Source organism: Paraburkholderia metrosideri, from assembly GCF_904848625.1.
Classification (GTDB): domain Bacteria; phylum Pseudomonadota; class Gammaproteobacteria; order Burkholderiales; family Burkholderiaceae; genus Paraburkholderia; species Paraburkholderia metrosideri.
The window spans coordinates 19,523-44,384 of the sequence record NZ_CAJHCP010000021.1; the positions used below are offsets into that span (position 1 = coordinate 19,523).

At 60.3% G+C, this 24,862-nt stretch carries 15 protein-coding genes and 1 pseudogene; 9 read left to right on the forward strand and 7 right to left on the reverse strand.

What is annotated here, in order from left to right; genetic code table 11:
* Window positions 1-23 precede the first annotated feature (23 nt).
* Complete coding sequence (locus tag LMG28727_RS34420; protein WP_236592522.1) at window positions 24-458, reverse strand: hypothetical protein; 435 nt, start codon at window positions 456-458, stop codon at window positions 24-26.
* Here LMG28727_RS34420 and LMG28727_RS31660 point away from each other — a divergent pair.
* Complete coding sequence (locus LMG28727_RS31660; protein ID WP_236592516.1) at window positions 358-2,040, forward strand: hypothetical protein; 1,683 nt, start codon at window positions 358-360, stop codon at window positions 2,038-2,040. The two genes, LMG28727_RS34420 and LMG28727_RS31660, sit on opposite strands and share 101 nt — an antisense overlap.
* 76 nt (window positions 2,041-2,116) lie before the next feature.
* Here LMG28727_RS31660 and LMG28727_RS31665 read toward each other — a convergent pair whose 3' ends face one another.
* Entirely contained in the window at window positions 2,117-3,190 is a 1,074-nt protein-coding gene (locus LMG28727_RS31665; RefSeq protein WP_201646251.1) for an AI-2E family transporter, read from the reverse strand.
* An 886-nt stretch (window positions 3,191-4,076) separates the two neighbouring features.
* Here LMG28727_RS31665 and LMG28727_RS31670 point away from each other — a divergent pair.
* From LMG28727_RS31670 to nhaC, 3 genes are all read left to right on the forward strand, one after another.
* Entirely contained in the window at window positions 4,077-5,498 is a 1,422-nt protein-coding gene (locus LMG28727_RS31670) for a basic amino acid/polyamine antiporter (RefSeq protein WP_201646252.1), read from the forward strand.
* 50 nt (window positions 5,499-5,548) lie between these two features.
* A complete protein-coding gene (gene arcA / locus LMG28727_RS31675) occupies window positions 5,549-6,805 on the forward strand; it encodes an arginine deiminase (RefSeq protein ID WP_201646253.1) in 1,257 nt (418 codons plus the stop codon).
* A 133-nt stretch (window positions 6,806-6,938) separates the two neighbouring features.
* A complete protein-coding gene (nhaC, locus tag LMG28727_RS31680; RefSeq protein ID WP_201646254.1) occupies window positions 6,939-8,435 on the forward strand; it encodes a Na+/H+ antiporter NhaC in 1,497 nt (498 codons plus the stop codon).
* Window positions 8,436-8,697: 262 nt separating this feature from the next.
* Here nhaC and LMG28727_RS31685 read toward each other — a convergent pair whose 3' ends face one another.
* The 3 genes and pseudogenes from LMG28727_RS31685 to LMG28727_RS31690 form a co-directional block, all read right to left on the reverse strand.
* Window positions 8,698-9,036 carry an aldolase/citrate lyase family protein gene (locus tag LMG28727_RS31685; protein WP_268960568.1) on the reverse strand — a complete coding sequence of 113 codons (339 nt, stop codon included), beginning with the start codon at window positions 9,034-9,036 and terminating at the stop codon, window positions 8,698-8,700.
* A gap of 13 nt (window positions 9,037-9,049) precedes the next feature.
* Window positions 9,050-9,205 (reverse strand): annotated as a pseudogene (locus tag LMG28727_RS34885) (aldolase/citrate lyase family protein); the annotation flags it as partial.
* 9 nt (window positions 9,206-9,214) lie between these two features.
* Complete coding sequence (locus tag LMG28727_RS31690; protein WP_201646256.1) at window positions 9,215-10,099, reverse strand: LysR family transcriptional regulator; 885 nt, start codon at window positions 10,097-10,099, stop codon at window positions 9,215-9,217.
* A gap of 105 nt (window positions 10,100-10,204) precedes the next feature.
* On the opposite strand from LMG28727_RS31690, the gene LMG28727_RS31695 reads away from it, so the two are divergent.
* Complete coding sequence (locus LMG28727_RS31695) at window positions 10,205-10,483, forward strand: hypothetical protein (RefSeq protein WP_201646257.1); 279 nt, start codon at window positions 10,205-10,207, stop codon at window positions 10,481-10,483.
* 232 nt (window positions 10,484-10,715) lie between these two features.
* Entirely contained in the window at window positions 10,716-13,301 is a 2,586-nt protein-coding gene (gene acnB, locus LMG28727_RS31700) for a bifunctional aconitate hydratase 2/2-methylisocitrate dehydratase (protein ID WP_201646258.1), read from the forward strand.
* Window positions 13,302-13,420: 119 nt separating this feature from the next.
* On the opposite strand, the gene LMG28727_RS31705 is transcribed toward acnB, so the two are convergent.
* Together LMG28727_RS31705 and LMG28727_RS31710 are read right to left on the reverse strand one after the other, a co-directional pair.
* Entirely contained in the window at window positions 13,421-14,749 is a 1,329-nt protein-coding gene (locus LMG28727_RS31705) for a type II toxin-antitoxin system HipA family toxin (protein ID WP_201646259.1), read from the reverse strand.
* Between the two features lie 2 nt (window positions 14,750-14,751).
* Window positions 14,752-15,240 carry a helix-turn-helix domain-containing protein gene (locus LMG28727_RS31710; protein ID WP_201646260.1) on the reverse strand — a complete coding sequence of 163 codons (489 nt, stop codon included), beginning with the start codon at window positions 15,238-15,240 and terminating at the stop codon, window positions 14,752-14,754.
* An 843-nt stretch (window positions 15,241-16,083) separates the two neighbouring features.
* On the opposite strand from LMG28727_RS31710, the gene LMG28727_RS31715 reads away from it, so the two are divergent.
* From LMG28727_RS31715 to LMG28727_RS31725, 3 genes are read left to right on the forward strand one after another with little or no spacing between them, the layout of a single operon-like run.
* Window positions 16,084-22,431 carry a type I polyketide synthase gene (locus LMG28727_RS31715; protein ID WP_201646261.1) on the forward strand — a complete coding sequence of 2,116 codons (6,348 nt, stop codon included), beginning with the start codon at window positions 16,084-16,086 and terminating at the stop codon, window positions 22,429-22,431.
* Window positions 22,432-22,469: 38 nt separating this feature from the next.
* Window positions 22,470-23,819 (forward strand): aminotransferase class I/II-fold pyridoxal phosphate-dependent enzyme, encoded by a 1,350-nt coding sequence (locus tag LMG28727_RS31720; RefSeq protein WP_201646262.1) that lies wholly within the window; start codon window positions 22,470-22,472, stop codon window positions 23,817-23,819.
* Window positions 23,820-23,875: 56 nt separating this feature from the next.
* Complete coding sequence (locus tag LMG28727_RS31725) at window positions 23,876-24,850, forward strand: zinc-dependent alcohol dehydrogenase family protein (protein ID WP_201646263.1); 975 nt, start codon at window positions 23,876-23,878, stop codon at window positions 24,848-24,850.
* Window positions 24,851-24,862: the final 12 nt, after the last annotated feature.

Below are 24,862 nucleotides of genomic sequence, written 5' to 3' on the forward strand. Positions count from 1 at the left end.
ACGTTTAGCAACGGCGTCGGCTGCTATGTCGGCGCGGTTTCGTCGACGGATCCCGCATATGGATACGGCAAATCGTGTTGGGTAAGAGCGGTCGCCGCAACGCCTGCGCCGGCACCGACCCCAACACCCACGCCTACGCCGACCCCAACGCCCGCGCCAACCCCGACGCCCACGCCAACTCCGACGCCAACTCCTACACCGACGCCAGCGCCCAGCCCCACAGCAACACCCAACACGACCACAACGGCACCCTCGACAGGCAGTTCGACGCTCACCTGCAGCACGCCGACGCAAACCGCAGGCGGCACCGCGAACGGCATAATCAGCGCAGACACGCCGACCACCGATGGTCTGCGCATCTTCCAGAACAACACGGCGTTCAAGCTCGCGATCACGACGAACGCGCCGGGCGCGGACACGGTCGTCTGGTCGGTCGCGGATTCGAATGGTGCAATCAAGGCGCAGGGGAGTTTCCCGGTCAGCGCGGGCACGCAAACAAACTCGATCCCATGTACATCGACATGGTCCGGTTACGGCGCGCTGACCGCGACGTTGAGTTCTCACGGCGGCACGTTGCCGAACAGCGGCACGCGTCCGGTCGGCATCGCAACGTTTGGCGTGCTGCCGAACCTGAGTCCGGTTCTCGGCGCGGTCACGTATGCGCATCAGGATCAGCACCGTTTCGGCATGCAGGGTTTCAACGGAAACATCGCCGCGTTACACGATCTGGGTATTTCGTGGACGATCGACGACCGCGAGCAATCGGCCATGGAGCCAAACGGTCCCAATACATACACACCGAGCGCCAGCGATCTCGATCCGTTCTATAAAGCCAATCCGGACCAGATGCGCATCGTGCGGCTCGACGGCATTCCCGCCTGGGATTCGAAGACCGGCCAGTTCAACGACAGCTACTACGCGCCCGTGAACATGACCGAGTTCCAGGGCTTCATGGCCAAAGTCGGCACCGACACGAGTCTGATCCGCGCGGCGACCTATCCGAATCAGCAGAAGAACTACTACCAGGTGACGTGGGAACCGAGCCTTGGCTGGGCGGATAGCGACGCTAATTTTGTCGCGATGTACAAGGCGGCTTATCAAGGGATTCACTCGACTGATCCGAATGCTGTCGTGATGGGCACCGCCAACCCGTTCGCCGCGAATTGCGATACGTGCACCACTGGTTATCTGCAGAAGTTCGGCGCGCTGGGTCTATGGAACTACATTGATGCAGTGTCCACGCATGGGTACTGGAATGCCGGCACATATCCGGCGCATCCGCCTGAATTGCAGGACTCGGATCCGGACCCGGCGAATCAGGCCAATGCACTCGACAACCAGATGACGCAGTTGCGCTCAGTCATGCAGGCCGGTAAGCCGAACATGAAACTCTTCTTCACCGAAGCAGGGGTGAGCTACGATCCGGGCCTGAACTATGGTCCGAATGTACCGTCGCAAAACCAGTTGTTCGCGCAAGCGGCTGTTGGCGTGCGGGCGCACATCATCACGCTCGGCGGTGGCGCGCAACTTACGACGCTGTTCTACGGTCCCGATTATCCGGGTGAGGTGGGATACGGCACGTTCTTCGACCTGAACGATGCACAAGGCGCGTACGGCGCGACGAACCTGTCGCCGAAACCTGAAGCGATGGCGTTCGCCACGATGACGCGTGTCCTCGATGGTACGAACACGTTAGGCCGCGTCAGGAATACGCCGTCCGGTACCTTCGCCTACGCGTTCCAGCAACTCGGTAACGGCAAGGTCATCACGGCCGCGTGGACACACAGCAACGCGCAATGGCCGACCACGGCCGGTGCATATAGCCAGACTTATTCGACCAGCTACACGCTTCAGGTGGATAACCCCGGCACGTCAGGCAATGTGACGAAGATCGACGGTTATGGCAATACCAGCACGGTTGCCTACACCAACGGCCAGGTTGCGTTGACGCTCACCGAAGTGCCGCAATACATTGTGTCGGGCAATGCATCTGTCGCGACGGCGAACTCAACCGTCCCGGTCGGATACACGGGGCAATAAGAAATAAAACCCCGAAAGCGGGACGACAGTCCTCGCTTTTGGGGTTTTCTCTTCAAATGCAAAAACGGTGGGCCGTTCAGGCGGCCGGCGTATTGCCGCCGTAAGTCAGCCTGCCGTTTTTCGACAGCAGAATCGCAACGGGCCTCGTCATTTCGAACTCGGAGAAAATGATCGTCACGATGACCGTGATCGGCACCGCGAGGAACGCGCCGGAAACGCCCCACAGTGCAGACCAGATTGCCATGCTTGCCAGAATGGCAAACGGACTCAGGTTTAACGAGTTGCCCATCAGATACGGATCGAGTATGTTGCCGATCAGGAAATGAATGATGATCAACGCCATCACCACGATCAGCACATCATTGAGATCGCCGAATTGCAGCACCGACATCAGCGCCGGAAAAAGAACGCCGAGTACTGAACCGATATACGGCACGTAGTTCAGCAATGCGGTCAGCACCGCCCAGAGTCCGGCAAATTCCAGTCCCATGCCGCGCATCGCGCCCCAGCACAGGCCGCCGAGTACCACGCCCAATAGCGTTTTTAACGCAAGATAAGCGCCAATACGTCGATTGATATCAATGACAATGCTCTTCACGCGCGCCGCATTGTTCGCGTTCGCCGCCATATTCGTGAGCTTTTCACCAAACGTCCGGTGTTCGAACAACAGGAAGCTCGCATAGAGCGCGACGACGAAAACGTTGATGATCACCGATGACAGCGATGCCAGCATCCCCGTCACAATAGCCTGAACATTAAACTGCGCCAGCATGTCGCGTCGCAGAGAGTCCCACGTGGGTTCGTTTTCCAGATGCAATAACGCGGCGACTTTCTGGATCACCGAGAGAATTGAATCCTGATAGCGCGGTGCCAGGGCGACGAGCGCATCGTAGTTCGCAACGAGCATGTCGACTGCGAAAAATATGCCGGCCGCGATCAGAAATATGGATAGCGCGTAACGTAACTGCACGGGCAGTCGCTCTCCGATCAACGGAATGCGCTGCAGCAATCGTGTGAAGCCGACAATCACATAGACGGCGATGATCCCAAATACGATGGGTACGAACACCGCGCGTCCAATGAAGAGTACCCAGCCGACAATCAGCATTAGCACGACAACGCATACGGAAGCCTGCAATCGGTCGGTCATCTGTCATGCCCCATTGATCTGCGAACTGTTTGTCTTTGGATATCGCCAATGAAACGATGTAAGCCGTGATGCAACGGCATGGTACCGGCAAATAGAATTGTGTATCGCCGTTGGCCAGTCGCCGTACGAATACCTTACAGGTGATGATCAGAGCGCGCAGCAAACGGCGGTTGCTCGCTTCAATGCCAAAGATGCGGCGATGCCTCCGTTCAGTGCCAGCAGGGATAGTCGCACAGAAGCGTGACTTTCCAAAAGACGCACGACGATCTTGCGCGCCCGCGCTTCCGGAGTAGTACGCAGCATGCAGTTGCTCAAACCGAAATGCTTCGTCAGTCCTGGTTAATCGACGATCCACCAGGACGGTTGCATCTTATATCGGGCAATAGCGGGGGCAAACCGTGGCAAGCAGATGTCGTGGTGCGGCGCCGCATCGATTATGCATGGAGCAATCAGTCATTGCAGAATGCGCGGATTGCCTTTATCCCGTCGACCGGAAATTCTCCCACTTTCAATAAGCAGTTCCAACTCTCCGATCTGCAAGATTCAATCCAGACGGCCTTGCTATCCCAACCTCCGCGTGTTTTGAAGTCGCACTTTTCTGTGCGACGACAAAGACGCATAAAGCATAAGCGAATACCCTTGTTCAATCGAAACGGCTGACTGACGAACACCCAGTTGCTCTGCGGACAGGTCCGTATCGCACGCGCAGTGGCCGTTTTGTCATTCGCCGATCATTTGACAAAAGCCGCTGGACAGACCATTCTTTTCTTCATGTGTCGTTTGCGGACAGGCGCAACGAGACACATCAGGTTGGCCAGGAGAGAGACAGGTTACGTTCGCCATGCATCACGAAAGTAATTGGAAGGCTAATTAAAAAGGAATCCGGATGGCTTCCGCAGCACAAAAAATGTCAAAGATGCAACTCACCGCAATGGTGGTGGGTGGGATGGTAGGAGCTGGGATTTTCTCCTTACCTCGAACTTTTGCTAATGCCACGGGGCCTCTAGGTGCCGTCTTCGCGTGGCTAATTGCAGGAACCGGCATGTATATGCTGGCGCGGGTTTTCCAGTCGCTTGCTGAGCGAAAACCCGAACTCGACGCAGGTGTCTTTGCTTATGCCAAAGCAGGTTTTGGCGACTATCCCGGCTTTCTCTCCGCCTTCGGCTACTGGATTGGTAGCTGTATCGGCAACGTCTCATACTGGGTGCTGATCAAATCCACGCTCGGCGCATTCTTCCCGGTCTTCGGCGATGGTAATACGATCGTTGCGATTCTCGTCGCTTCGGTGGGTATCTGGCTATTCCACTTCATGATTCTAAAAGGCGTGCAACAGGCGGCATTTATTAATAGTGTCGTCACGGTCGCCAAGGTCATTCCGATTCTGGTATTCATCGTCATCCTGATATTTGGGTTCAGGATGGACCTGTTCAGCGCAAACTTCTACGGCGGAGGGCTCGAGGGGAATCTGTTCGAGCAGGTGCGTGCGACCATGCTGGTGACGGTGTTCGTGTTCCTCGGGATCGAGGGGGCGAGCGTCTATTCGCGTTACGCGAAAGAGCGCACCGATGTCGGTAAGGCGACGATCATGGGCTTCATCATTGTGACTACGCTGATGGTGCTCGTGACCATGCTTCCGTATGCGGTGCTTCAGCGCGCAGACGTGGCGGGTATGCGCCAGCCGTCGATGGCAACCGTGCTTGAAGCAGTGGTCGGACACTGGGGGGCGATCTTCGTCAGCGTGGGTCTGATCATATCTGTGCTGGGCGCCTACCTCGCATGGTCGTTGATCTGCGCAGAAGTGTTGTTCACTGCGGCGAAGACCAAAGACATGCCGGCCATCTTCGCGAAGGAAAATGCCAACAAGGTGCCGGCCAACGCGCTGTGGCTGACTAATATCGTCGTCCAGCTCTTCGTTATCAGCACGTTTTTCTCGCGCGACGCTTTCGCGTTAATGCTGAACCTCACCAGCGCCATGTCGCTGATTCCGTATCTGTTTGTCGCGGCGTACGGTTTCATGTTGTCAAAGCGTGGTGAAAGCTATCAGATGCGTCCGGAGGAGCGAAGACGCGATCTGACCATGGCATCCATCGCGGTGATCTATACGGTTTTCATGATCTATGCGGGCGGGCTGAAATTTATTCTGCTTTCCGCCGTGCTGTATGCGCCAGGAACCGCCCTGTACATCTGGGCGCGCCGCGAGCAAAGCAAGACCGTTTTCACGTCGATAGACTGGATCATCTTTATCGTTGCCGTTATCGGTGCGGTCATTGGCATTTACGGGCTTGTGACAGGAATGATTACGCTCTAGTACGCAGATTGAACACAGCCGGCCAGCGCCGGAAAATTCAGGAGATCGTCATGGCTACAGATGCGAAAACGGACGGGTTCGGTGTGTATTCCGAAGTTGGGCAACTGCGCAAGGTGATGGTGTGCGCGCCAGGAGTGGCCCATCAGCGGCTGACTCCAAGCAATTGCGATGAATTGCTGTTCGACGACGTGCTATGGGTCGAGAACGCCAAGCGCGATCACTTCGACTTCGTGACGAAGATGCGCGACCGTGGTGTCGAAGTACTGGAAATGCACAACTTGCTGGCGGAAACGGTCGCTGTGCCTGAAGGCAAGAAATGGATTCTCGATAATCAGGTGGTGCCGAATCAGGTAGGGCTGGGTTTTATCGATGAACTGCGCAGCTATCTGGAAGGGCTGGAGAACCGCAAGCTGGCCGAGACGCTGATCGGCGGATTGTCGACTCACGACTTTCCGGAAGCACACGGCGGCAAGGCGCTGGAAATGGCGCGGGAAGCCGCTGGGGCCACTGAATATCTGCTGCCGCCACTACCGAACACGCTGTACACACGCGATACGACTTGCTGGATCTACGGCGGCGTGACGCTGAATCCGCTGTACTGGCCGGCACGTCACGAAGAGACGATCCTCACCACGGCGATCTACAAATTTCATCCCGACTTCGCGGGCAAGGTCAATGTATGGTGGGGCGACCCGACCCAGGATCACGGCATGGCCACGCTCGAAGGCGGCGACGTGATGCCGATCGGCAAAGGCGTCGTGTTGATCGGCATGAGCGAACGCACCTCGCGTCAGGCGATCAGCCAGTTGGCCGCCACTTTGTTCGCGAAGGGCGCGGCCGAACGTGTGATCGTCGCGGCCATGCCGAAGATTCGCGCGGCGATGCACCTAGATACGGTGTTCACTTTCGCCGACCGCGACTGCGTGCTGCTCGCGCCGGACTTTATGAACAAGACGCGCACGTTCTCTTATCGGCCGAGTAGTCATCCGAGCGGTGTGGAATTGCATCGCGAGGAAAAGCCGTTTGTCGACGTCGTGGCGGAAGCGCTGGGTCTGAAAAAACTGCGCGTGGTGGAAGCCGGCGGCAGCGACTATCAGCGCGAGCGGACACAGTGGGACAGCGGCGCGAACCTGGTGTGTGCGTCGCCGGGTGTGGTCTATGCCTACGATCGCAACACCTACACGAACACGCTGCTTCGCAAGGAAGGTATCGAGGTCGTGACGATTGTCGGCGCAGAACTCGGCCGCGGCCGCGGCGGTGGTCACTGCATGACGTGCCCGATTCAGCGCGATCCAGTGGATTACTAATCCAGCGGATAACTCGCGCGGTGTTGGCTGCCCGCTGATGCGTCAGCGGGCAGCGGTACGTTCGCGATAGTGCTGATTTCGCCGGCGCGGTTCCGGCGAATCGCAGCGTGTGCCGATACGGGGACCAGTTCAAATGAAGAGGCCCGAATCACCTCAACCGGTCACGCTGATCGAGGCGATCATTCCGGTTGGCAGCCTGATTATGCTGGTGGGCTTGTCGTATTACCTGTTTGGCGATGGCGGGGCGGGCGGCCCCAATCAGGTCGGCCTGGTTATCGCTACGATGATCGCCGTATTCATTGGATGGCGCCGCGGTCATTCGCTGGCGTCCCTCGGTGAAGCGGCTGCGGCGAGTGTCAGTACCGGTATCGGCGCGATCTTCATTCTTCTTGCGGTCGGTGCGTTGATCGGCACCTGGGCGCTCAGCGGCACTCTCGTGGCCATGGTGTACTACGGCCTCAAACTTCTCAGCCCCAATTACTTCTACGTCACTGCGGCCGCTATTTGCGCGTTTGTCTCGCTGAGTATCGGAAGCTCGTGGACGGTCGCAGGCACGATCGGTATCGGCCTGATGGGCATCGCCCAGGGGATGGGGCTGAATCCGGCAATCACCGCCGGCGCGATAATTTCAGGCGCGTATTTCGGCGACAAGTCGTCGCCTCTGTCCGACTCCGCGAATCTTGCCGCTGCGGCAGCTGGCGTCGATCTGTATCGACACCTCCGCGAGATGTTTCTGACTTCAGCCGTGGCGATAGTGGTGACACTCGGCCTGTTTTATTTTCTCGGCAAGCCGGGCGACTTCGATGCAAGCGCCGAGATTGCCGCAATGCGAGGTTCGTTCTACATCTCGCTGTGGTTGTTCCTGCCACTTGTGCTCGTCATTCTGCTGGCGATCTTCAAGATTCCACCCTTCACGGCGATCTTTCTCGGTGCATTGGCCGGTGGTCTGCTCGCTGTCTGCGTCACGCCCGAGCGTGTGATCGCATTCGCATCCGCGAAACAAGGTGTGCCGGCGTGGCTCGCGCTGCTGAAAGGCGTGTGGCTTGCGTTGGCGAGCGGCTACAAGGCGTCGACGGGAAATGCCGCGCTCGATGTGCTGGTCACGCGCGGCGGCATGGACAGCATGCTGAACACGATCTGGCTGATTATCACGGCATTGGCATTTGGCGGCGTGGTGGAGAAGTGCGGCGTGCTCGAGCGGCTGATCGCGCCCGTCATTGCGCGTGCAAAGACGGCGGGTGCGCTGGTCATGTCTCTGGTCGCGGCGATCGTTGCTACCAACGTTGTCACTGCCGATCAATACATCGCTGTCGTGCTGCCCGCGCGGATGTTCAAGACGGCGTTTGCCCGACGAGGTTTCGAGCCGATCGTGCTGTCGCGAGCCGTTGGCGACGCTGCCACACCGACCGGCGCGCTGATTCCATGGAATAGCTGTGGCGCGTATATGGCAGCGACGCTCGGTGTCAGCACGCTGAGTTACGCACCTTATGCGGTCTTCTGCTTCGTGAGTCCATTGTTGACGATCGCCATTGCGTACGCTGGTTTCCGTATGCCACGCCTGCCTTCTCCGCCAACGTCTGCGCCGGAAGGTGATTTAGCGGACCCAGTGTTGTCAAAGCCCGATGACTGAAGTTTTTCGCTGACAACCTTTTCAATCGTCGAAGGTTATTTAAACGGTTGGTTCCGGTTAGCGCGATGTGTCTTTTAACTCAACTTAACGGTTATCGCCTGTTATCCCGCCCCCTCCGTTTTAACCTGTGCGTCGGAATCGCGACGCGCGCAGCACGCATCGGGAACGTCAACGTCTAGGTTAGCTGCCCGGACCTGGAGGCACGGATCCCCAATTGCAGGAACGTGACGTCAGTTCCGATAATGAGCAAAGGAAATCCGCTTCACTTAGGTCTATTGGAATCGTCAGGACGGAAAATCCCGAGGCAACATCCCGCCGCGTCGCAAGACTCCCTGATTGTTGCGATAGCGTCGTCGAGGCTGGGGCGCTCCGACTCTGGCAAGGCGAGCAGGCTCTGCACGAGGTCGAATGGGCCGATGAAGACCGCGTCGATACCACGCACATTCGCAATGCTTGCCGCATTCGTCACGCCCGTGAAGGTTTCGATTTGCACAATCACGCTGATGCGCTCGTGCGCATGCTCCGCGATGGTTCGCAGTTGAGCACCATAAGACGAGCCCCGTGCGATGCCAACGCCGCGCGTGCCACGAGGCGAAAAAATAGGCTGCGCTTACCACCTGTCTCGCGTCGTCCTCTGTTTCCACGCGCGGAACCACCACACCTTGCGCGCCGGCGTCCAAGGCCCGGGCAATCCAACCGGTCGTAGCGTTGGGAACGCGAACCAGCGCGGGTAGCTGCCGGCAATCGGCTGCGCGGAACATATGCTCCATCAGCGCTTTCTAGACCACTCGCAGATCCCACAAGATATCGAGAACATGTTGCGTGGAACTCTCGACGCGCCCCGCCCGATGTGCAATGCCGAGCCGGCGCCATAGCGCCGGTCGCAACGGCCGCATGACGATGCGCGGATCGTGCGATGGAGTAGCGGCTTCATGAGGTAACAACGCTGCACCGTAACCAGCCGCGACCAGACTTCTGATTGCGTCGTTGTAGTTAAGCTGAATGCGTGGCGCAGGATGATGACCGGCCGCCGCAAACCACTCGGTGCTTAGTTGCGAAAGCCGGGTCGTCGAGTCATTGAGAACGAGTGGCTTGGCAGCCAGCCAGCTTGCGGTGACGCGGGCAGGGCATTTCCATTGTGCGGGTATGAAGGCCATGACAGGATCCCGACGCCAGGGCTTGATCAGGAGGCCCGTCATCGTGGGCTGAGGCAACGCGACCAGTCCAATATCCAGCGATCCTTCCGCGAGGCGGCCAAGCGTGCCCTGCGACGTCAGCACCGTAATCTGGACATCGATCGCGGGATGCTGCCGTCCCAATGCTTCAAGCGCTCGCGGCAGCAGGTTCGCTATAGCGCCCGTCGACGCGCCCAGTCGTACACGACCCTCGAGTCCTTGCACCTGCCGCCGCACATCGTCAAGCGCCTGCCCGGCATCGGCCAGCAGATGCCGGGCCTTTTTCAGAAGGGTCTCCCCAATCGCCGTGGGGTGAACGTGTCCGCGCTTGCGTGACAGCAACGGCGCGCCAATGCGTTCCTCCAGTTCCTGAATGTGCAGACTGACTGTTGGCGCTGACAGATGCAGGACGCGCGCGGCGTCCGCAAAGGAACGATGGTCCACGATTGTCACCAGCGTGCGCAGGCGGTCCAGACTAATTTCTCTCATGCCAATACCTGATTGGAAAAAACTGAACGAAGAGGTCAGGAAATTCAACTTTTCATATCTTATTCCCTGCATCAGCATCGGAGTTGTCAGTTCAGGGGATAGAAAATGATTGGTATCGAGAAGAGCGTGAAGGAGGATGAAAACGGGCAACTGTCAGCCAGCGATGTAGAAGCGCAACGATGGGTGGCTGGGCTGACGTTCACCGGTTTATTGATGACCATGCTGGTGATCGCCGGCGCGTATGCCGCGACGACTCCCCGTGACATCGATCAGGCGTGCTTCCAGGCAAAGATAGCCGACGAACACGCGCTCCTGGAAGCTGCGTTCCAGACACCTCCAGAGCAGGACGCAATGGTGGAGGCGAGGCGCGCCTGTTCACACTGAGGCAACCGCAATGGGAACGCCGTCGTGCACACCGCGCCATTGGCGGCTATCAAGGTAGCGGGCGACGACGAGCGGCCACGATTCCTCCCGTTTAGCGTCCAACTCTTATATAAGACATAAGACATTTGACGTTACAGGGCATCCCGATTAAAATTGCGCCAAAAGCAGTGCCCGGAAAAGCCTCGAAGGCTTGAAAAGCCTCCCCCTGAAACGCAATATCAGCAGGTTCCCCATGCTTGAAAACTTTCGTGCTCACGTGGCCGCGCGCGCCGCGCTCGGTATTCCTCCCCTGCCGCTGACGGCACAGCAGACCGCCGAACTGGTCGAGCTCTTGATCAATCCGCCCGCTGGCGAAGAGCAGGCGCTGGTCGATCTGATCACCAACCGCGTGCCCGCTGGCGTGGACGAAGCCGCCCGCGTAAAGGCTGGCTTCCTGGCCGCCGTGGCTAAAGGCGAGACCGCCTGCTCGCTGATCTCGCGCGCCCGCGCCACCGAACTGCTCGGCACGATGCTGGGTGGCTACAACATCCAGCCGTTGATCGAATTGCTGTCTGACGCCGAAGTTGCCGCCGTGGCTGCCGACGCGCTGAAGAAAACCTTGCTGATGTTCGACCAGTTCCACGACGTCAAGGAACTGGCCGACAAGGGCAACGCGCACGCCAAGGCAGTGATGCAGAGCTGGGCCGACGCGGAATGGTTCACGAGCCGTCCGGAAGTGCCGCAAAGCCTGACCATCACCGTGTTCAAGGTAACGGGCGAAACCAATACCGACGACCTGTCGCCGGCCCCGGATGCCACCACCCGCCCGGACATTCCGCTGCACGCGCTGGCCATGCTGAAGAACACCCGTCCCGGTATCACCCCGGAAGAAGACGGCAAACGTGGCCCGGTCAAGTTCATCGAATCGCTGAAGGAAAAGGGTCACCTGGTCGCCTACGTGGGCGACGTGGTCGGCACCGGCTCCTCGCGTAAGTCGGCGACCAACTCGGTGCTGTGGTTCACGGGCGAAGACATTCCCTTCATCCCGAACAAGCGCTTTGGCGGCGTGTGCCTGGGCAGCAAGATCGCCCCGATTTTCTACAACACGATGGAAGACGCCGGCGCATTGCCGATCGAACTCGACGTGTCGCAAATGGAAATGGGCGACGTGGTCGAACTGCGCCCGTACGAAGGTAAGGCGCTGAAGAACGGCGAAGTGATCGCTGAATTCCAGGTCAAGTCCGACGTGCTGTTCGACGAAGTGCGCGCCGGCGGCCGCATTCCGCTGATCATCGGTCGCGGTCTCACCACCAAGGCACGCGAAGCGCTGGGTCTGGCGCCGTCAACCCTGTTCCGCCTGCCGCAGCAGCCGGTCGACAGCGGCAAGGGCTTCTCGCTGGCGCAGAAAATGGTCGGCCGCGCATGTGGCCTGCCGGAAGGCAAGGGCGTGCGCCCGGGCACGTATTGCGAACCGAAGATGACCTCGGTCGGCTCGCAGGACACCACCGGCCCGATGACTCGCGACGAACTCAAGGACTTGGCGTGCCTGGGCTTCTCGGCCGACCTCGTCATGCAGTCGTTCTGCCACACCGCCGCTTATCCGAAGCCGGTGGACGTGAAGACTCACCAGACCCTGCCGAACTTCATCAGCAACCGTGGCGGCATCGCGCTGCGCCCGGGCGACGGCGTGATCCACTCGTGGCTGAACCGCATGCTGTTGCCCGACACCGTCGGCACCGGCGGCGACTCGCACACGCGTTTCCCGATCGGTATCAGCTTCCCGGCTGGCTCGGGCCTGGTCGCCTTCGCGGCGGCTACCGGCACGATGCCGCTGGACATGCCGGAATCGGTGCTGGTCCGCTTCAAGGGCAAGATGCAGCCTGGCGTGACCCTGCGTGACCTGGTCAACGCGATTCCGCTGTACGCGATCAAGCAAGGCATGCTGACGGTAGCCAAGCAAGGCAAGAAGAACATCTTCTCGGGCCGCATTCTCGAAATCGAAGGCCTGCCGGAGTTGAAGGTCGAGCAAGCGTTTGAATTGTCGGATGCTTCGGCTGAACGTTCGGCCGCCGGTTGCTCGGTCCACCTGAACAAGGAACCGATCATCGAGTACCTCAACAGCAACGTCACGCTGCTGAAGTGGATGATCGCTCAAGGCTACCAGGACCCGCGCAGCCTGCAACGCCGCATCGCGGCGATGGAACAGTGGCTGGCCGACCCGCAATTGCTGTCGCCGGACGCCGACGCTGAATACGCTGCTGTCATTGAGATCGACCTGGCTGACATCCACGAGCCTATCGTGGCTTGCCCGAACGATCCGGACGACGTGAAGACGCTGTCGGACGTGGCCGGTGCAAAGATCGACGAAGTGTTCATCGGCTCGTGCATGACCAACATCGGTCACTTCCGTGCGGCGTCGAAGTTGCTGGAAGGCAAGCGCGACATTCCGGTCAAGCTGTGGGTGGCCCCGCCGACCAAGATGGACCAGAAGCAACTGACCGAAGAAGGTCACTACGGCGTCTTCGGCACGGCCGGTGCCCGTACCGAAATGCCGGGCTGCTCGCTGTGCATGGGCAACCAGGCACAGGTGCGCGAAGGCGCAACCGTCATGTCGACGTCGACCCGTAACTTCCCGAACCGTCTGGGCAAGAACACGAACGTGTACCTTGGCTCGGCGGAACTGGCGGCGATCTGCTCACGTCTGGGCAAGATTCCAACCAAGGAAGAGTACATGGCCGACATGGGCGTGCTCAGCGCCGACGGCGACAAGATCTACAAGTACATGAACTTCGACCAGATCGAAGACTTCAAGGAAGTTGCCGACACGGTGAATATGTAAGCGGGCTGTTGGGCTACGGCGTGATGTTCTCGTCGTAGTGCCACGCAATGGCGCCTCAGGCTGAATGCCTTTGGCGCCATTTTTTTTGATGCGGTGGTAGAGCGTGCGTGAAATGACGCCTACGTTGCCAGTTTTTTGTTCAGCCGCCGCATGCCTTCAAAGATCGACCCGGCGACATCCATCGGAAAGTCTTCTGGCAATAACAACGACACTTCGTCGATGGCCGTTTCGGTCCGTGCCGTTAGATCGTCGATCATGATTTCAACGTCGGCGGCGGCAAAACCGACCCGTTGACCTTGTGCAATCCAGTGCCGTCGCTGGATCTGATTGAGCAGATAGTGGACGTTCTTGCCGCGTACTGCCATGGCGAGCTTGACCTTCTGCGCGGCCAGGCGACCCGCGCCGGCACCGATAATCGGATGTGCCGACAGTACATCGTAAAGCGGCGTGGCTTCGTAGCGATTGCCCGGCAAATGGGCGATGCTGAAGTTCTTCGCGTGGCCATCGGTCGCGGCGAGCAGCCAGAAAATCATCTGCGTGACGAAGAAATGGCGACGGTCTGCCGCCGCGCGGCTTGATCCGGACAGCACTTCCATAATCGCCTCTATGCCGGGGCCGCCGTCCGACTCGTACTTGTGAAGTGCCGACGTACCGGTCGCCTGGCACATGTCTTCTTGCGGGAGCCGCACGATCCATGTGGCGTCGCTGGATAGCCTGCGGTCGAACCGCTCGACGATTAGCACTTTCTCATCGTCGAATCGCGCGATCTCACAACGGGCGACAGGTAGCCCGTAAGCGGCGACGATTTGCGAGCACAGCCATTCGTTTTCGACCGACGTGCGCATGTCGGCTCGCATGTTGCCGACCAGCCCCAGCGGAAGCTTGAAAATATGGGTGGTTGGCGTGCTGCCTTCAGGCAACCACCAACGGTCGCGATGCCGCAGCAGCGCGGTCTTTTCCTGCGCGCCCGCGATGGACAGGCGTAGGTCTTCCAGAGGGTCGTCCTGACCCAGCGGCGACGCAGAAGTCGTTCCCCTGAGAAGTTGGGCGATCTCGCTTTCGCTGAGCGCGCGGCCGTTGATGCTTGTGAGGTCGCCGGGTGCTTCGTCGGGCGGCAACATCTGGAGCGCGCCGACGCAATCACGCCCGAGCGCCGCAAGAAGGGGAAACGGCGCGGTGCTGCCCGTTTTATAGCGTGTCGCGATCCGTCGACGAATCGGCTCGCTGTCGGGCAGCAGGTTGTCGAAATAGTCCGCGACGATCTGGCCGCGATACGGCTGATTGCCCGGCGTAAAAGGAAGCGATAGCGAAAGTGGACGCCCTTGAGGATCGCTGATCCAGTCGTCGTGATAGACCAGACGTTCGCCGCTACGCATGGTTTCCCAATGGCCGACCTGCAAACCGTTCATCCACAGGTTCAGGCGGCTTGGGTAGGGGCTTCGCGCCATGCTTACCACTCCTCCCGTTTCCTGTTGACGCTTTTTGGTTTGGTGGCGCCGCGTGAGGTGCCGCTGCTCGTCGAGCTCTTGCTTCTGGAGCGTGCGGGCGCGGCCGGTGAAGCCTTTTGGTTGGGCGAAGAGGGAGTGCTGCGCTTCGCGTTACCCGTCGCTTCTACCAGATCTTTCTTCGTTGCGCGGGTAGCTGCGGTTTTGCGAACTGGTTGTGTGATGGGCGCAGGTGGCAGCGTCTCTTCCACAACGACGTCGCTTTCCGATGAGCCGGCGGCGCGGGGGACGAGCGTCAAATCGACCTGTAGCACCCGCAAAACCCTGAATAGCCGATCCACGCTGACTGCGGCTGGATTGGCCTCGAGTTGCGCGTAGGTTTGCTGCGTTACGCCGAGATGGCTGGCCATACCGGCTTGCGTAAGGCCGGCCGCTTTGCGGAAGCCTTGCAAAATCGGCCTCAACTGGCCCAGCGTTTTAATGGGGTAGTCCACGGTGAATCTCCGCTTCGTGCTTCGACACCATAACAGGTTATACCCTGTTAAACGATGATACAGTCTATGCGCTGTATTTTGAAAATACAAGCTAAAGCCTGTTGAGGTCACGCAGGTTTAACTCCCGCACGGTTCCGAATCACGACTTCTGTCAACGATCGATATGCAACTAACGGTCAATTAAGCGTCTCCCCGTATTCACTGCTACGCAGCCACTTTACCCGCCGCCAGAATCAGCGTTTAAGCCTATACGGCATCGCGCCTGATTTTCGTCAAATAGCGCGTGTTTATTCCATCTCTCTTTCGCATTCGTATGGAATTGGTCCGCCCGAATGCGGGTTCCAAATGACTACACCGCTCGAAACGGTCTTTAAGAGTTGTCTGATGTCTGTGACCAAGCCTCAACCGTATTCTGGCGACCAATAAAGAAGCGGGCGTTATCGGATAAGTGGAATTAATGAAAATTCGTTGATTGGAATGGACATGAAGTTAGATGGAATTTTCAGGCAGAACGCAGAATAAGGCCGCCAATCTGGCATGAAATCCACGTACGTCAGCGCATAGCCGCTGAAAGAACAAAAATATCGTGTGAAAGAGTATTGGGAAATTTCTGCGGGATCTGTACGAAAAGTCATATTTCCATTTCGATATGAAATGAGAGATGCGGTTTTATGTTTAAGTGGCGTAAGGCGATGAGAACATATAAGACTCGAATTCTATAAATAGTGGTTTATATAGACATTCAGTGGAAATAGTAAATGTGCGCGGGGCTAAATAAAATTCGCCGAAAACGCATCGGCGTTTAAAAGCACATATTTTTAACATCTATCAAAAATAACTGTCATGCGCGAAATTGCTGTGATCGGAATGGCATGCCGCCTTCCTGGCGGACTGGACGATCTTGATTCCCTGTTGGCTGCGCTGCGCGAACGCGTCGTTACCGCAGGTCCGATTCCGCCAGACCGTTGGGATTCGGCTCGCTACTACTCGGCGGACGAGAGCGTGAAGGGCAAGGCTTATGTCAACAAGGCCAACTTCCTCAAGCAGGACGTCCGTTCAATGGACGCCGACTTCTTCGATCTTCCTGCGCGCGTTGCCGAAAACCTCGATCCGCAGCAACGCCTGCTGCTCGAACTGATCTGGGAAGCGTTCGAGAACGCCGGTCTCGACCTGCCCAGGCATGCCGGCAGCAAGGTCGGCGTCTACGTGGGCGGCTTCATGCTCGATCACATGGTCACGCTAATGCAGGTCGCGAACCGCACGCGCCATAACGCCAACACGGCGGCCGGCATGATGATGACCATGCTGGCGAACCGCCTGTCGCACGCATTCGATCTTCGCGGACCGAGCCTTTCGATCGACACAGCCTGTTCGTCGTCGCTAGTCGCATTCAGCTATGCATGCCGCGACATCTGGGCGGGCGACTGTGAGGTCGCCGTGGTCGGCGGCGCCAACGTGATGACGCGGCCCGAGTACTCGATCGGCATGAGCAAGGGCCAATTCCTGTCGCGCGACGGCCAATGCAAATCCTTCGACGCCCGCGGTGACGGCTACGGCCGTGGCGAAGGCGGCGGCATCGTCGTATTGAAGACGCTGGAGAGAGCGCTGGCAGACGGCGACACCATTCTGGCGACGGTCGCGGGTGCCGGCGTCAATTCCGACGGCCGCACGCCCGGCATCTCCATGCCGAGCGCGCAAGCGCAGAGCCAGTTGATCCGCGAGGTCTGCGAGCGCTTCGAAATCGATTTGAATCAGGTGCGCTATGTCGAGTGCCATGGCACCGGTACGGCAGTGGGCGATCCGCTCGAAGCAGCATCGATCGGATCGGTTTATGGCAGGGGCCGTCATGGCGATGAACGGGTCGTGCTGGGCTCGATCAAGAGCAATATTGGCCACCTGGAAGCGGGCGCCGGCGTGGTCGGCGTGATCAAGGCCGTGCTCTCGCTGATGCATCGCGAGGCTTTCCCACTCGGCAATCTTCAAACTCCGCACCCCGGCATTGCATTCGAAGAACTCGGCGTGCGTCTCGCCGATGCATCGATTCCGCTGGCCGAGCCGGATGAACCCTTCCTCGTAGCCATCAATTCCTTCGGCTACGGCGGCACGAATGCGCACGTGGTGTTGCGTTCAGCACCGCAAGTGGCGCGCAAGGCCGTTGCTCCAACGTCGGCGCGCCCTGCCGGTTTCCCCCTCTATTTGCCGCTCTCCACGCGCAGTGCGGCCGCGCTCAAGGCGCTCGCGCAACGCTACTCGGATCATCTGTCGAAGCCTGACGCTCAGGTCACCGATCTGCTGCATTCCGCCGCGTTACACCGTGCTGCGTTGAGCCATCGCGCTGTCGTGCTCGGCGCAGACAAGCGCGAGTTGCTCGACGCACTGGCCGCGTTGCAGCAGGGTGAAAAGTCGGACAAGGCCGTCACCGGTCAACAGGTTGCGTCAGGGCATCAGTTGCCTGTGTGGGTGTTCACCGGCATGGGTCCGCAATGGTGGGCGATGGGGCAGGAGCTCTATCGCGACGAGCCTGTCTACCGCGCTGCCGTCGACGAAGCCGACCAGCTCTTTCAGCGTATCGCCGGCTTTTCGATCCTCGCTGAAATGCTGAAGAGCGAAGCCGAATCGCAAATCACGCGAACGATCCACGCGCAGTCGGCGAACTTCATGATTCAGTGGGGCATCGTGGCCGTGCTTCGCGCCGCGGGCGTCACCCCGGGGGCAGTGACGGGCCACAGCGTCGGTGAAGTGACGGCGGCTTGCGTCAGTGGTGCGTTGAGCCTCGAAGACGCGCTGCGCGTGTGCTACGAGCGCAGCCGCTTGCAGGCGACTACCGCAGGCAGCGGCAGCATGCTCGCGGTCGGCCTCGACCGGGAAACCGTCGCAACGTTGCTGCGGCCGTTCGAGGGGCGCGTCGAAGTGGCGGCGGTCAACGGACCCAGCACGCTCACGCTGTCGGGAGAAACGGCGGCGATCGAAGCGCTTGCTGCCGAACTCGCCGCGCGCGAGGTTTTCCACCGCGTGCTGAATGTGGAAGTGCCGTACCACAGCTTTCTGATGGACCCGATTCTCGACGAGCTTAAGTCGTCGCTCGGCTCGGTCGTCGCGCGTGAATCTCAGGTTCCGTTGTACTCGACAGTCACGGGTCGCCGCGCCGAAGGGCCGTCGTTCGGCGCTGCCTACTGGCCGCAAAACGTTCGTCAACCGGTCGCGTTTGCCGACGCCGTCCAATCGTTGCTCGACGATGGCTTCACGACCTTTGTCGAGATCGGCCCTCATCCGGTGTTGTCGAGCGCATTGCGCGATTGCGCCAAGGCGCGCGCAAAAGAAATTCGCCTCGTCGAGACACTACGCCGCCATGATGTCGAACGGGTTCGGCTGCATCGTACGGTCGCGCAGGTCTTCGCAAGCGGTGGCGAGATCGACTGGACGCGGCTCAATGGCGACGGTCAAGCTACCGCGCTGCCGAACTATCCGTGGCAACGAGAGCATTCGTGGCTCGAAACAGAGCGCGCGGTTTATCAACGTGTCAGTCCGACCGATCGTCCAATGCTCGGCTGCGAGCAGTATCCTGCGCTCGACGTGTGGGTCAACGATCTCGAACACGACGGTCTCGCGTATCTGAAGGATCACATTGTGTCCGGTACGTCGATCATGCCGGCCGCCGGCTATGTGGAGACGTTGCTCGAAATCGCCGCATTGCTGCATCCTGATGCACCGGGCTGGCGTCTGAACGACGTGGAGATCCGCGCACCGCTCGTCATTTCCAGCGACCGCGCCATCGACTACGTTTCAAGCTATGAACGCAGCACGAGCCGAGTGGCGATTCGCAGCGTCGAAAGCGGCAAGATCGGCGAAGGTCAACTGCATCTGACCGGTAATGTCGCCGCGTTGCAAACGGCGGAAACCCGTCATGTCGATCTGCAAGCGCTAAAAACTGCGCTCTCTATCGAGCAGGATCCGGCCGTGTTTTATCGCGAGTTGTCGCGTATCGGTTTGCAATATGGTCCGAAATTCCAGTCGGTGCGGGCGCTGCGCGTCGCACCGGAAGGCGGACGCGTGCTCGCGCTGATCGAGCGCGATGCCGATCTGCGCGGCGACGGTTATCGCGCACAGCCGGTCATGCTCGACGCCTGTTTCCAGGTGCTCGTCAGCATGCTCGACGACAACGAATCGACCTTCCTGCCCACCGGTTTCAAGGAACTCCGCTTGCTCGTGCCGGCGTTGCCGGATCACTACTGGTGTGAGGCCGTGCAGGTCAGCGCCACGCCGCGCCATGTCGACGCGGACCTGACGATCATCGATGACGCCGGTCGCGTGCTGGCGGTGATCCGTGGGCTGCGCGTGACTGCATCGTCGGCGAAGGTGGAACGCACCGACGCGTATGGCGATCCGGTGAAGCTGCAAATGCTGCGCTACGAATGGTCCGACGCCGGCCGTCTGTCCGAGCCGCAGCGTCTCGGCCACTGGTTGATCGTCGAAGCTCGCGCCACAGCGCCGCTCGCCGACCGGCTGACCGCCGGGCTCGAAGCATTCGGCGCGCGAGTTTGCGCGCGACTGACCGAGGGCTCCTCGTTCAGCGTTCAGGGCGAGCGGATGACGGTGCGTCCCGATTCGGCTGAGGACATCGCCCGCGCACTGGAAGCCGCTGGCGCACTGCATGGTGTGGTGTTCATCCACGGCGCGAATGCAACGCTCGACGGCACCGACCCGACGGGAACCCAGGCGTTGCTCTTCATGCATGCGGTGACCCGCCGTCTCGCCAGCTTGCCGGTCACGGAGCGGCCACGTGCCTATGTGCTAACGCGTGATGCATTCGATGTCACAGGCAACGATGCACCTGTGCAGCCGGCACAGACTGCGCTGAATGGCTTTGCCCGCGTCGCGTTCAACGAACTCGAAGGCATGCGTTTCAGCACCGTCGACGTTCCAGCCGATGAAACCGACGACGATATCGACGCGGCGATCCTCGAATTGCTGTGTGACGCGCCGGAAGACGAAGTCGCGATCCGTCGTGGGCGCCGGTTCTTCAGCCGCCTGGCTGCCAATGCTTCGTTGACTCAATCGCGCATCGAGTCTCTGCCGCTGACCAGCAGCCGCGCGGTCAAGGTGCGTAGCCTCCGCGAACACGAAGAGGGCGCCGGTAGCGTCAAGCTGATCGAAATTGCCCGCGCGCCATTGCGCGATGACGAAATCGAACTGAAGGTGGACTGCGTCGCGTTGACGATGCGCGCGTTGCGCACCACGAACAACGACACCCTCGATCAGAACTTCGTGGAAGTGGTCGCGACGGTACACGGTGTTGGCGCTGCGGTTGCCGATCTGCGCGCCGGCCAGCGGGTCTACGGTCTCGCGCCTGCCGACTTCGCCAGCCACGTTCGCGGGCCGCGCTCTGCATTCCATCTGGTTCAGTTGGCCGAAAGTGCGGACGCAGCATCGCTGTTGCTGGTGGCGGCGCGTGACGCGGTTGCCGAACGCGTGGTCGACCAGGCAGATCTCGATGAGGACGCTCGCGTACTCGTCGACACAAGCGAACTGGGGCTGTCGATTGGCGCAGCGCTGCGCCGGCGCGGCATCCAGACCACGTTGCTGGCGCGGCAGGCGGCCGGTGACACCACGGGCGCCACCACGTTCACGGCTGGCTGCAACTTGATCGACGCGGGCCACGACGCGCTGGAAGCGGCGGTTGTCGATATCACTCAGGGTAAGGGTTTCGACGCAATCGTCGGTCCGATGGGGACATGGGCCGAGACGTTCGGCTGGCAGGCGCTCGCCGCCGGGGGCGTTCTGCTCGACACCGACCAGCACGCTTGCGCGTTCACGCTGCCACACTCGGTTTCGTCGATCGTGCGTGCCGACCTGTCGGTATTGACACAGCGTGCTGGGCGTTTTGCTGAAGCGCTCAGGCAAGCCGTAGACCGTTCGAACGCAGCTGAACTCACCGCACCCGAAAGCCTCTCGGTATCGATTGTCGATCTCGCCACCCGGAAGTTCGCGTTGCCCGATAGCGACTTGCCGCTGATCGTCAGCTTCGATGACGCATCCACCGCGTTGCAGGTGCGTGTGCACGAAGCGATCACGTTCAAACCCGATGCAACCTATCTGATCACCGGCGGCCTCGGTGGCTTCGGCCAGAAGACCGCGCACTGGATGGCGGAGCGGGGCGCGCGTCATCTCGTGCTGGCAGGCCGCAGCGGCGCCGACACGCCGGAACGGAGCGCATTCGTCGCCGATCTGCGGCAACGCGGAGTGAATGTCGTCTGCATGAAATGTGATCTGGCTCACGAAGGTCAGGTGCGCGATCTGTTCGCGACGATTGCTGCGTCGGCGCCGCCGTTGCGCGGTGTGTTCCACGCGGCGGCAGTCATCATCGACCAGCCGATTGCCGAGCTGAATCCGCAGGATCTGCTTGACGTGATGCGCAGCAAAGCCGAAAGCGCGCGTCTGCTGCACGAACTGACACGCGACATGACGCTCGATCACTTCGTTCTTTACTCATCGATCGCGAATCTGGTGGGTAACAGCCGTCAGGCCAGCTACGTTAGCGCGAACGGTTTTATCGACGGACTCGCGTGGCGTCGCCGCGCCATGGGACTGCCGGCCACCAGCATCAACTGGGGGGCGATTGCCGACGTCGGCGTCGTGACGCGCGATGAAAAGCTCGAACAGTTCATGCGTTACATGGGACTGCGCGGCATGGAATCGGCAGAGGCGCTGAACTGGCTCGAACGCGCGATGTTGCGCGACGTCACGCAACTCGGCGTCACGCTGATCACCAACTGGAGCGAGTGGGGCCGTTACGAAACGTTGGCGGGGCAGTCGCCGCGTTACGCGGAACTGATTGCCGCCGACTCCAGCCCCGACGCTGATCCGGGCGCTGTGTTGCGCGCCGAACTGGCCGGGTTGCCCGCAGCCGACCGTTTCACGGTGCTGGCGAGTCTGGTCGGGTCGCTGATCGCCGACGAACTGGACATCGATGCTGAAGCCATTCCAGTCGACCGGCCCATTCTCGATCTAGGTGTCGATTCGTTGATGGCGACCGAAATTCAGGCGCTACTTGGGCGCGATCTTGGCATCAGCGTGTCGGTGCTCGAGATTCTCGACGACCTGACGATTCGCGCGATTGCCGACAAGGCGTTGAATGCGTTCGGCTGGGGCGAGGGCAGTGACGCCGTCGCGGCAGAAGTCCAGGCCGCGTGATCTCGTCGCGCGCGTGAAAGAATCAAGGAGAGTTGAAGATGAATGCTGAAATGCATGCCGAGCGTTTGCGAGCCAGGCTCCTCGGCAAACAGCGCGGCGCGGCTGCGTCGGGCGATGACGTGCCGTTGGCGCGGAGCGCTTCTGCCAGGACCACGGTCGGTCCCGAGCATTACGACTTCGCACAGTTTCCCGAACTGCGCGAATACGAGAATACGCGCTGGTACTACGACAAGCAGGGCTACGAGTGGAACATGTTCCGCGAGCATGTCGGCGTGGCCAGCGCGGAAGTCGACGTCGCGGGACGACGAATGATCAACTTTTCGTCGTACAACTACCTCGATCTGTCGGGCGATCCGCGTGTGCAGACGGCGGCCAAGCAGGCAATCGACGACTTCGGCACGTCGACCGGATCGGGCCGGATCATCATGGGCGAGATTCCTGTCTTCAACGAGTTCGAGCGGGAACTGGCCGACATGCTCGGCGTCGAGGACGCGGTACTCGGCGTCAGCGGCTACGGTACCAACGTCGCGGCGATTGGCTATCTCGCACGCAAGCAGGATCTCGTGCTGTACGACGAACTGGTTCACAACAGCATGCTGGTCGGCGCGAAACTCAGCGGCGCGCGCCGCTTTGCGTTCCCGCACAACGATTGCGATGCACTGGAGCGATTGCTGGCCGAGCATCGCGGCAATTTCGAGCGCGTGCTGATTCTGACCGAAGGCGTGTTCAGCATGGATGGCGACATCCCTGATATTCCGCGGCTGATCGAGATCAAGAAGCGGCATCACGCGCTGCTGATGGTCGATGAAGCGCATTCGATGGGCGTGATCGGTACGCGGGGTCTGGGCGTGGTCGATTATTTTGGCTTGAACAGCGCGGATATCGACATTCACTATGCGTCGATGAGCAAGGCGTTCGCGACCATCGGCGGCTACATTGCGGGCCGCCGCGAATTGATCACGATGCTCAAGTACTACGCGCCGGGGCTCGGGCTCTACATCGCTTCGCCGATGCCCGCGAATGCCGCTGCGGGTCTTGCGGCATTGCGCATCATGCGCGCCGAGCCGCAGCGTGCCCGCCGCGTGGTGGAGAACGCGAACTACTTCCGCGAACAGGCGGCGCATGCCGGCTTGAATACCGGGCCGAGCGCGGGGTCGGCGGTGATTCCGGTGATGCTGCCCGACGCCGAAGTGGCGTTGTGGATGGCTGCGCGGATGTTCGACAACAACATCTTCACGTTCCCGATGATCTTCCCGGTGGTGCCGCGCGATGCAGCGCGTTTGCGCTTCTTCGTCAACACGGCGCATACGCGCGAACAGATCGACCGCACGATTCGCCTGCTGGCTGAACTGAAGGCTAACGCGCCGGCGAGCAAGGGGCTGTTTTGAAGCAGATTCGCTTTGACGCTTTCGGTCCTCCGTCGCACGCGGCACGGTGTTGCGAGGTGCCGGCGCCGGGCGACCCGTCGGCTTGGGAAGTGCTGGTCGATGTCGAAGCCTGCGCGATCAATCCCGCCGACCTGGCGAAGCTCGCGGGTCGTTACGGCGAACGGCCGAAGCTGCCTGCCACGCTCGGTCTGGAAGCCGCGGGGCGGATCGTCGCGTGTGGTGCGTCGGTGCGCGATCTGGCTGTGGGCGACCGCGTCATTCTGATTGGCAATGACAACTGGTGTCAGCAGCGTCGGGTTGCGGCTTCGACGGTGCTCAAGGTTGCGCCGGAACTCGATCCGCTGCAGCTTGCAGCGCTCAAGGTTGGCGCCTGCACGGCGCTCGAACTGGTGCGCCGTCACGCAGTGCTGGAGCGCGGCTCATGGATCGTGCAGACCGCGCCGCTGTCGAGCGTCGGCCGCGCAGTGATGCAGATCGCGCGGCACGACGGTTTGCGCACGCTGAATATCGTGCGTCGTCCCGATGCGGTCGATGAAGTCAAAGCCGCCGGCGGCGATGTGGCGCTGGTCGATGGCCCGCACATGGTCAAGGCGGCCAAAGCGGTCATGCACGGCGCGCCCGCCATGCTCGCACTCGACGCGGTCGGCGGCGACGGCGTCGCGCGTCTCGCTCCGCTACTCGAACGCGGCGGCACGATCGTCAACTACGGCATGTTGTCCGGCAGACCCATCGAGCTGGGTTGCGACGAAGTGATTTTTGGCGGCGTCGAACTCAAGGGCTTCTGGCTGACTCACCGGCTGTCGCGTATGACCCTCGCCCAGCGCAACACGCTGGTTGCCGAGGCCGTCGAGTTGCTGCGCCGAGGCGTTCTGAGCGCCGAAATCGCCGCGCTCTATCCACTCGATGCAATCGGCAACGCGTTGCGTCACACGGACGAGCCGGGTCGCCGCGGCAAGGTCTTTCTGCTGCCGAACGGACCCATAGCACGGCTCAGCACATCACCTGGCAATGTTGCTCCCGCCCATCTTTAGAGAATCAGGACA

What these genes read in the sequence shown, in the direction of transcription:
- LMG28727_RS31665 (WP_201646251.1), bottom strand. Translation starts at nt 3,190, where the DNA reads ATGACCGACCGATTGCAGGCTTCCGTATGCGTTGTCGTGCTAATGCTG.
- LMG28727_RS31670 (WP_201646252.1), top strand. Translation starts at nt 4,077, where the DNA reads ATGGCTTCCGCAGCACAAAAAATGTCAAAGATGCAACTCACCGCAATG.
- arcA (WP_201646253.1), top strand. Translation starts at nt 5,549, where the DNA reads ATGGCTACAGATGCGAAAACGGACGGGTTCGGTGTGTATTCCGAAGTT.
- nhaC (WP_201646254.1), top strand. Translation starts at nt 6,939, where the DNA reads ATGAAGAGGCCCGAATCACCTCAACCGGTCACGCTGATCGAGGCGATC.
- LMG28727_RS31690 (WP_201646256.1), bottom strand. Translation starts at nt 10,099, where the DNA reads ATGAGAGAAATTAGTCTGGACCGCCTGCGCACGCTGGTGACAATCGTG.
- LMG28727_RS31695 (WP_201646257.1), top strand. Translation starts at nt 10,205, where the DNA reads ATGATTGGTATCGAGAAGAGCGTGAAGGAGGATGAAAACGGGCAACTG.
- acnB (WP_201646258.1), top strand. Translation starts at nt 10,716, where the DNA reads ATGCTTGAAAACTTTCGTGCTCACGTGGCCGCGCGCGCCGCGCTCGGT.
- LMG28727_RS31705 (WP_201646259.1), bottom strand. Translation starts at nt 14,749, where the DNA reads ATGGCGCGAAGCCCCTACCCAAGCCGCCTGAACCTGTGGATGAACGGT.
- LMG28727_RS31715 (WP_201646261.1), top strand. Translation starts at nt 16,084, where the DNA reads ATGCGCGAAATTGCTGTGATCGGAATGGCATGCCGCCTTCCTGGCGGA.
- LMG28727_RS31720 (WP_201646262.1), top strand. Translation starts at nt 22,470, where the DNA reads ATGAATGCTGAAATGCATGCCGAGCGTTTGCGAGCCAGGCTCCTCGGC.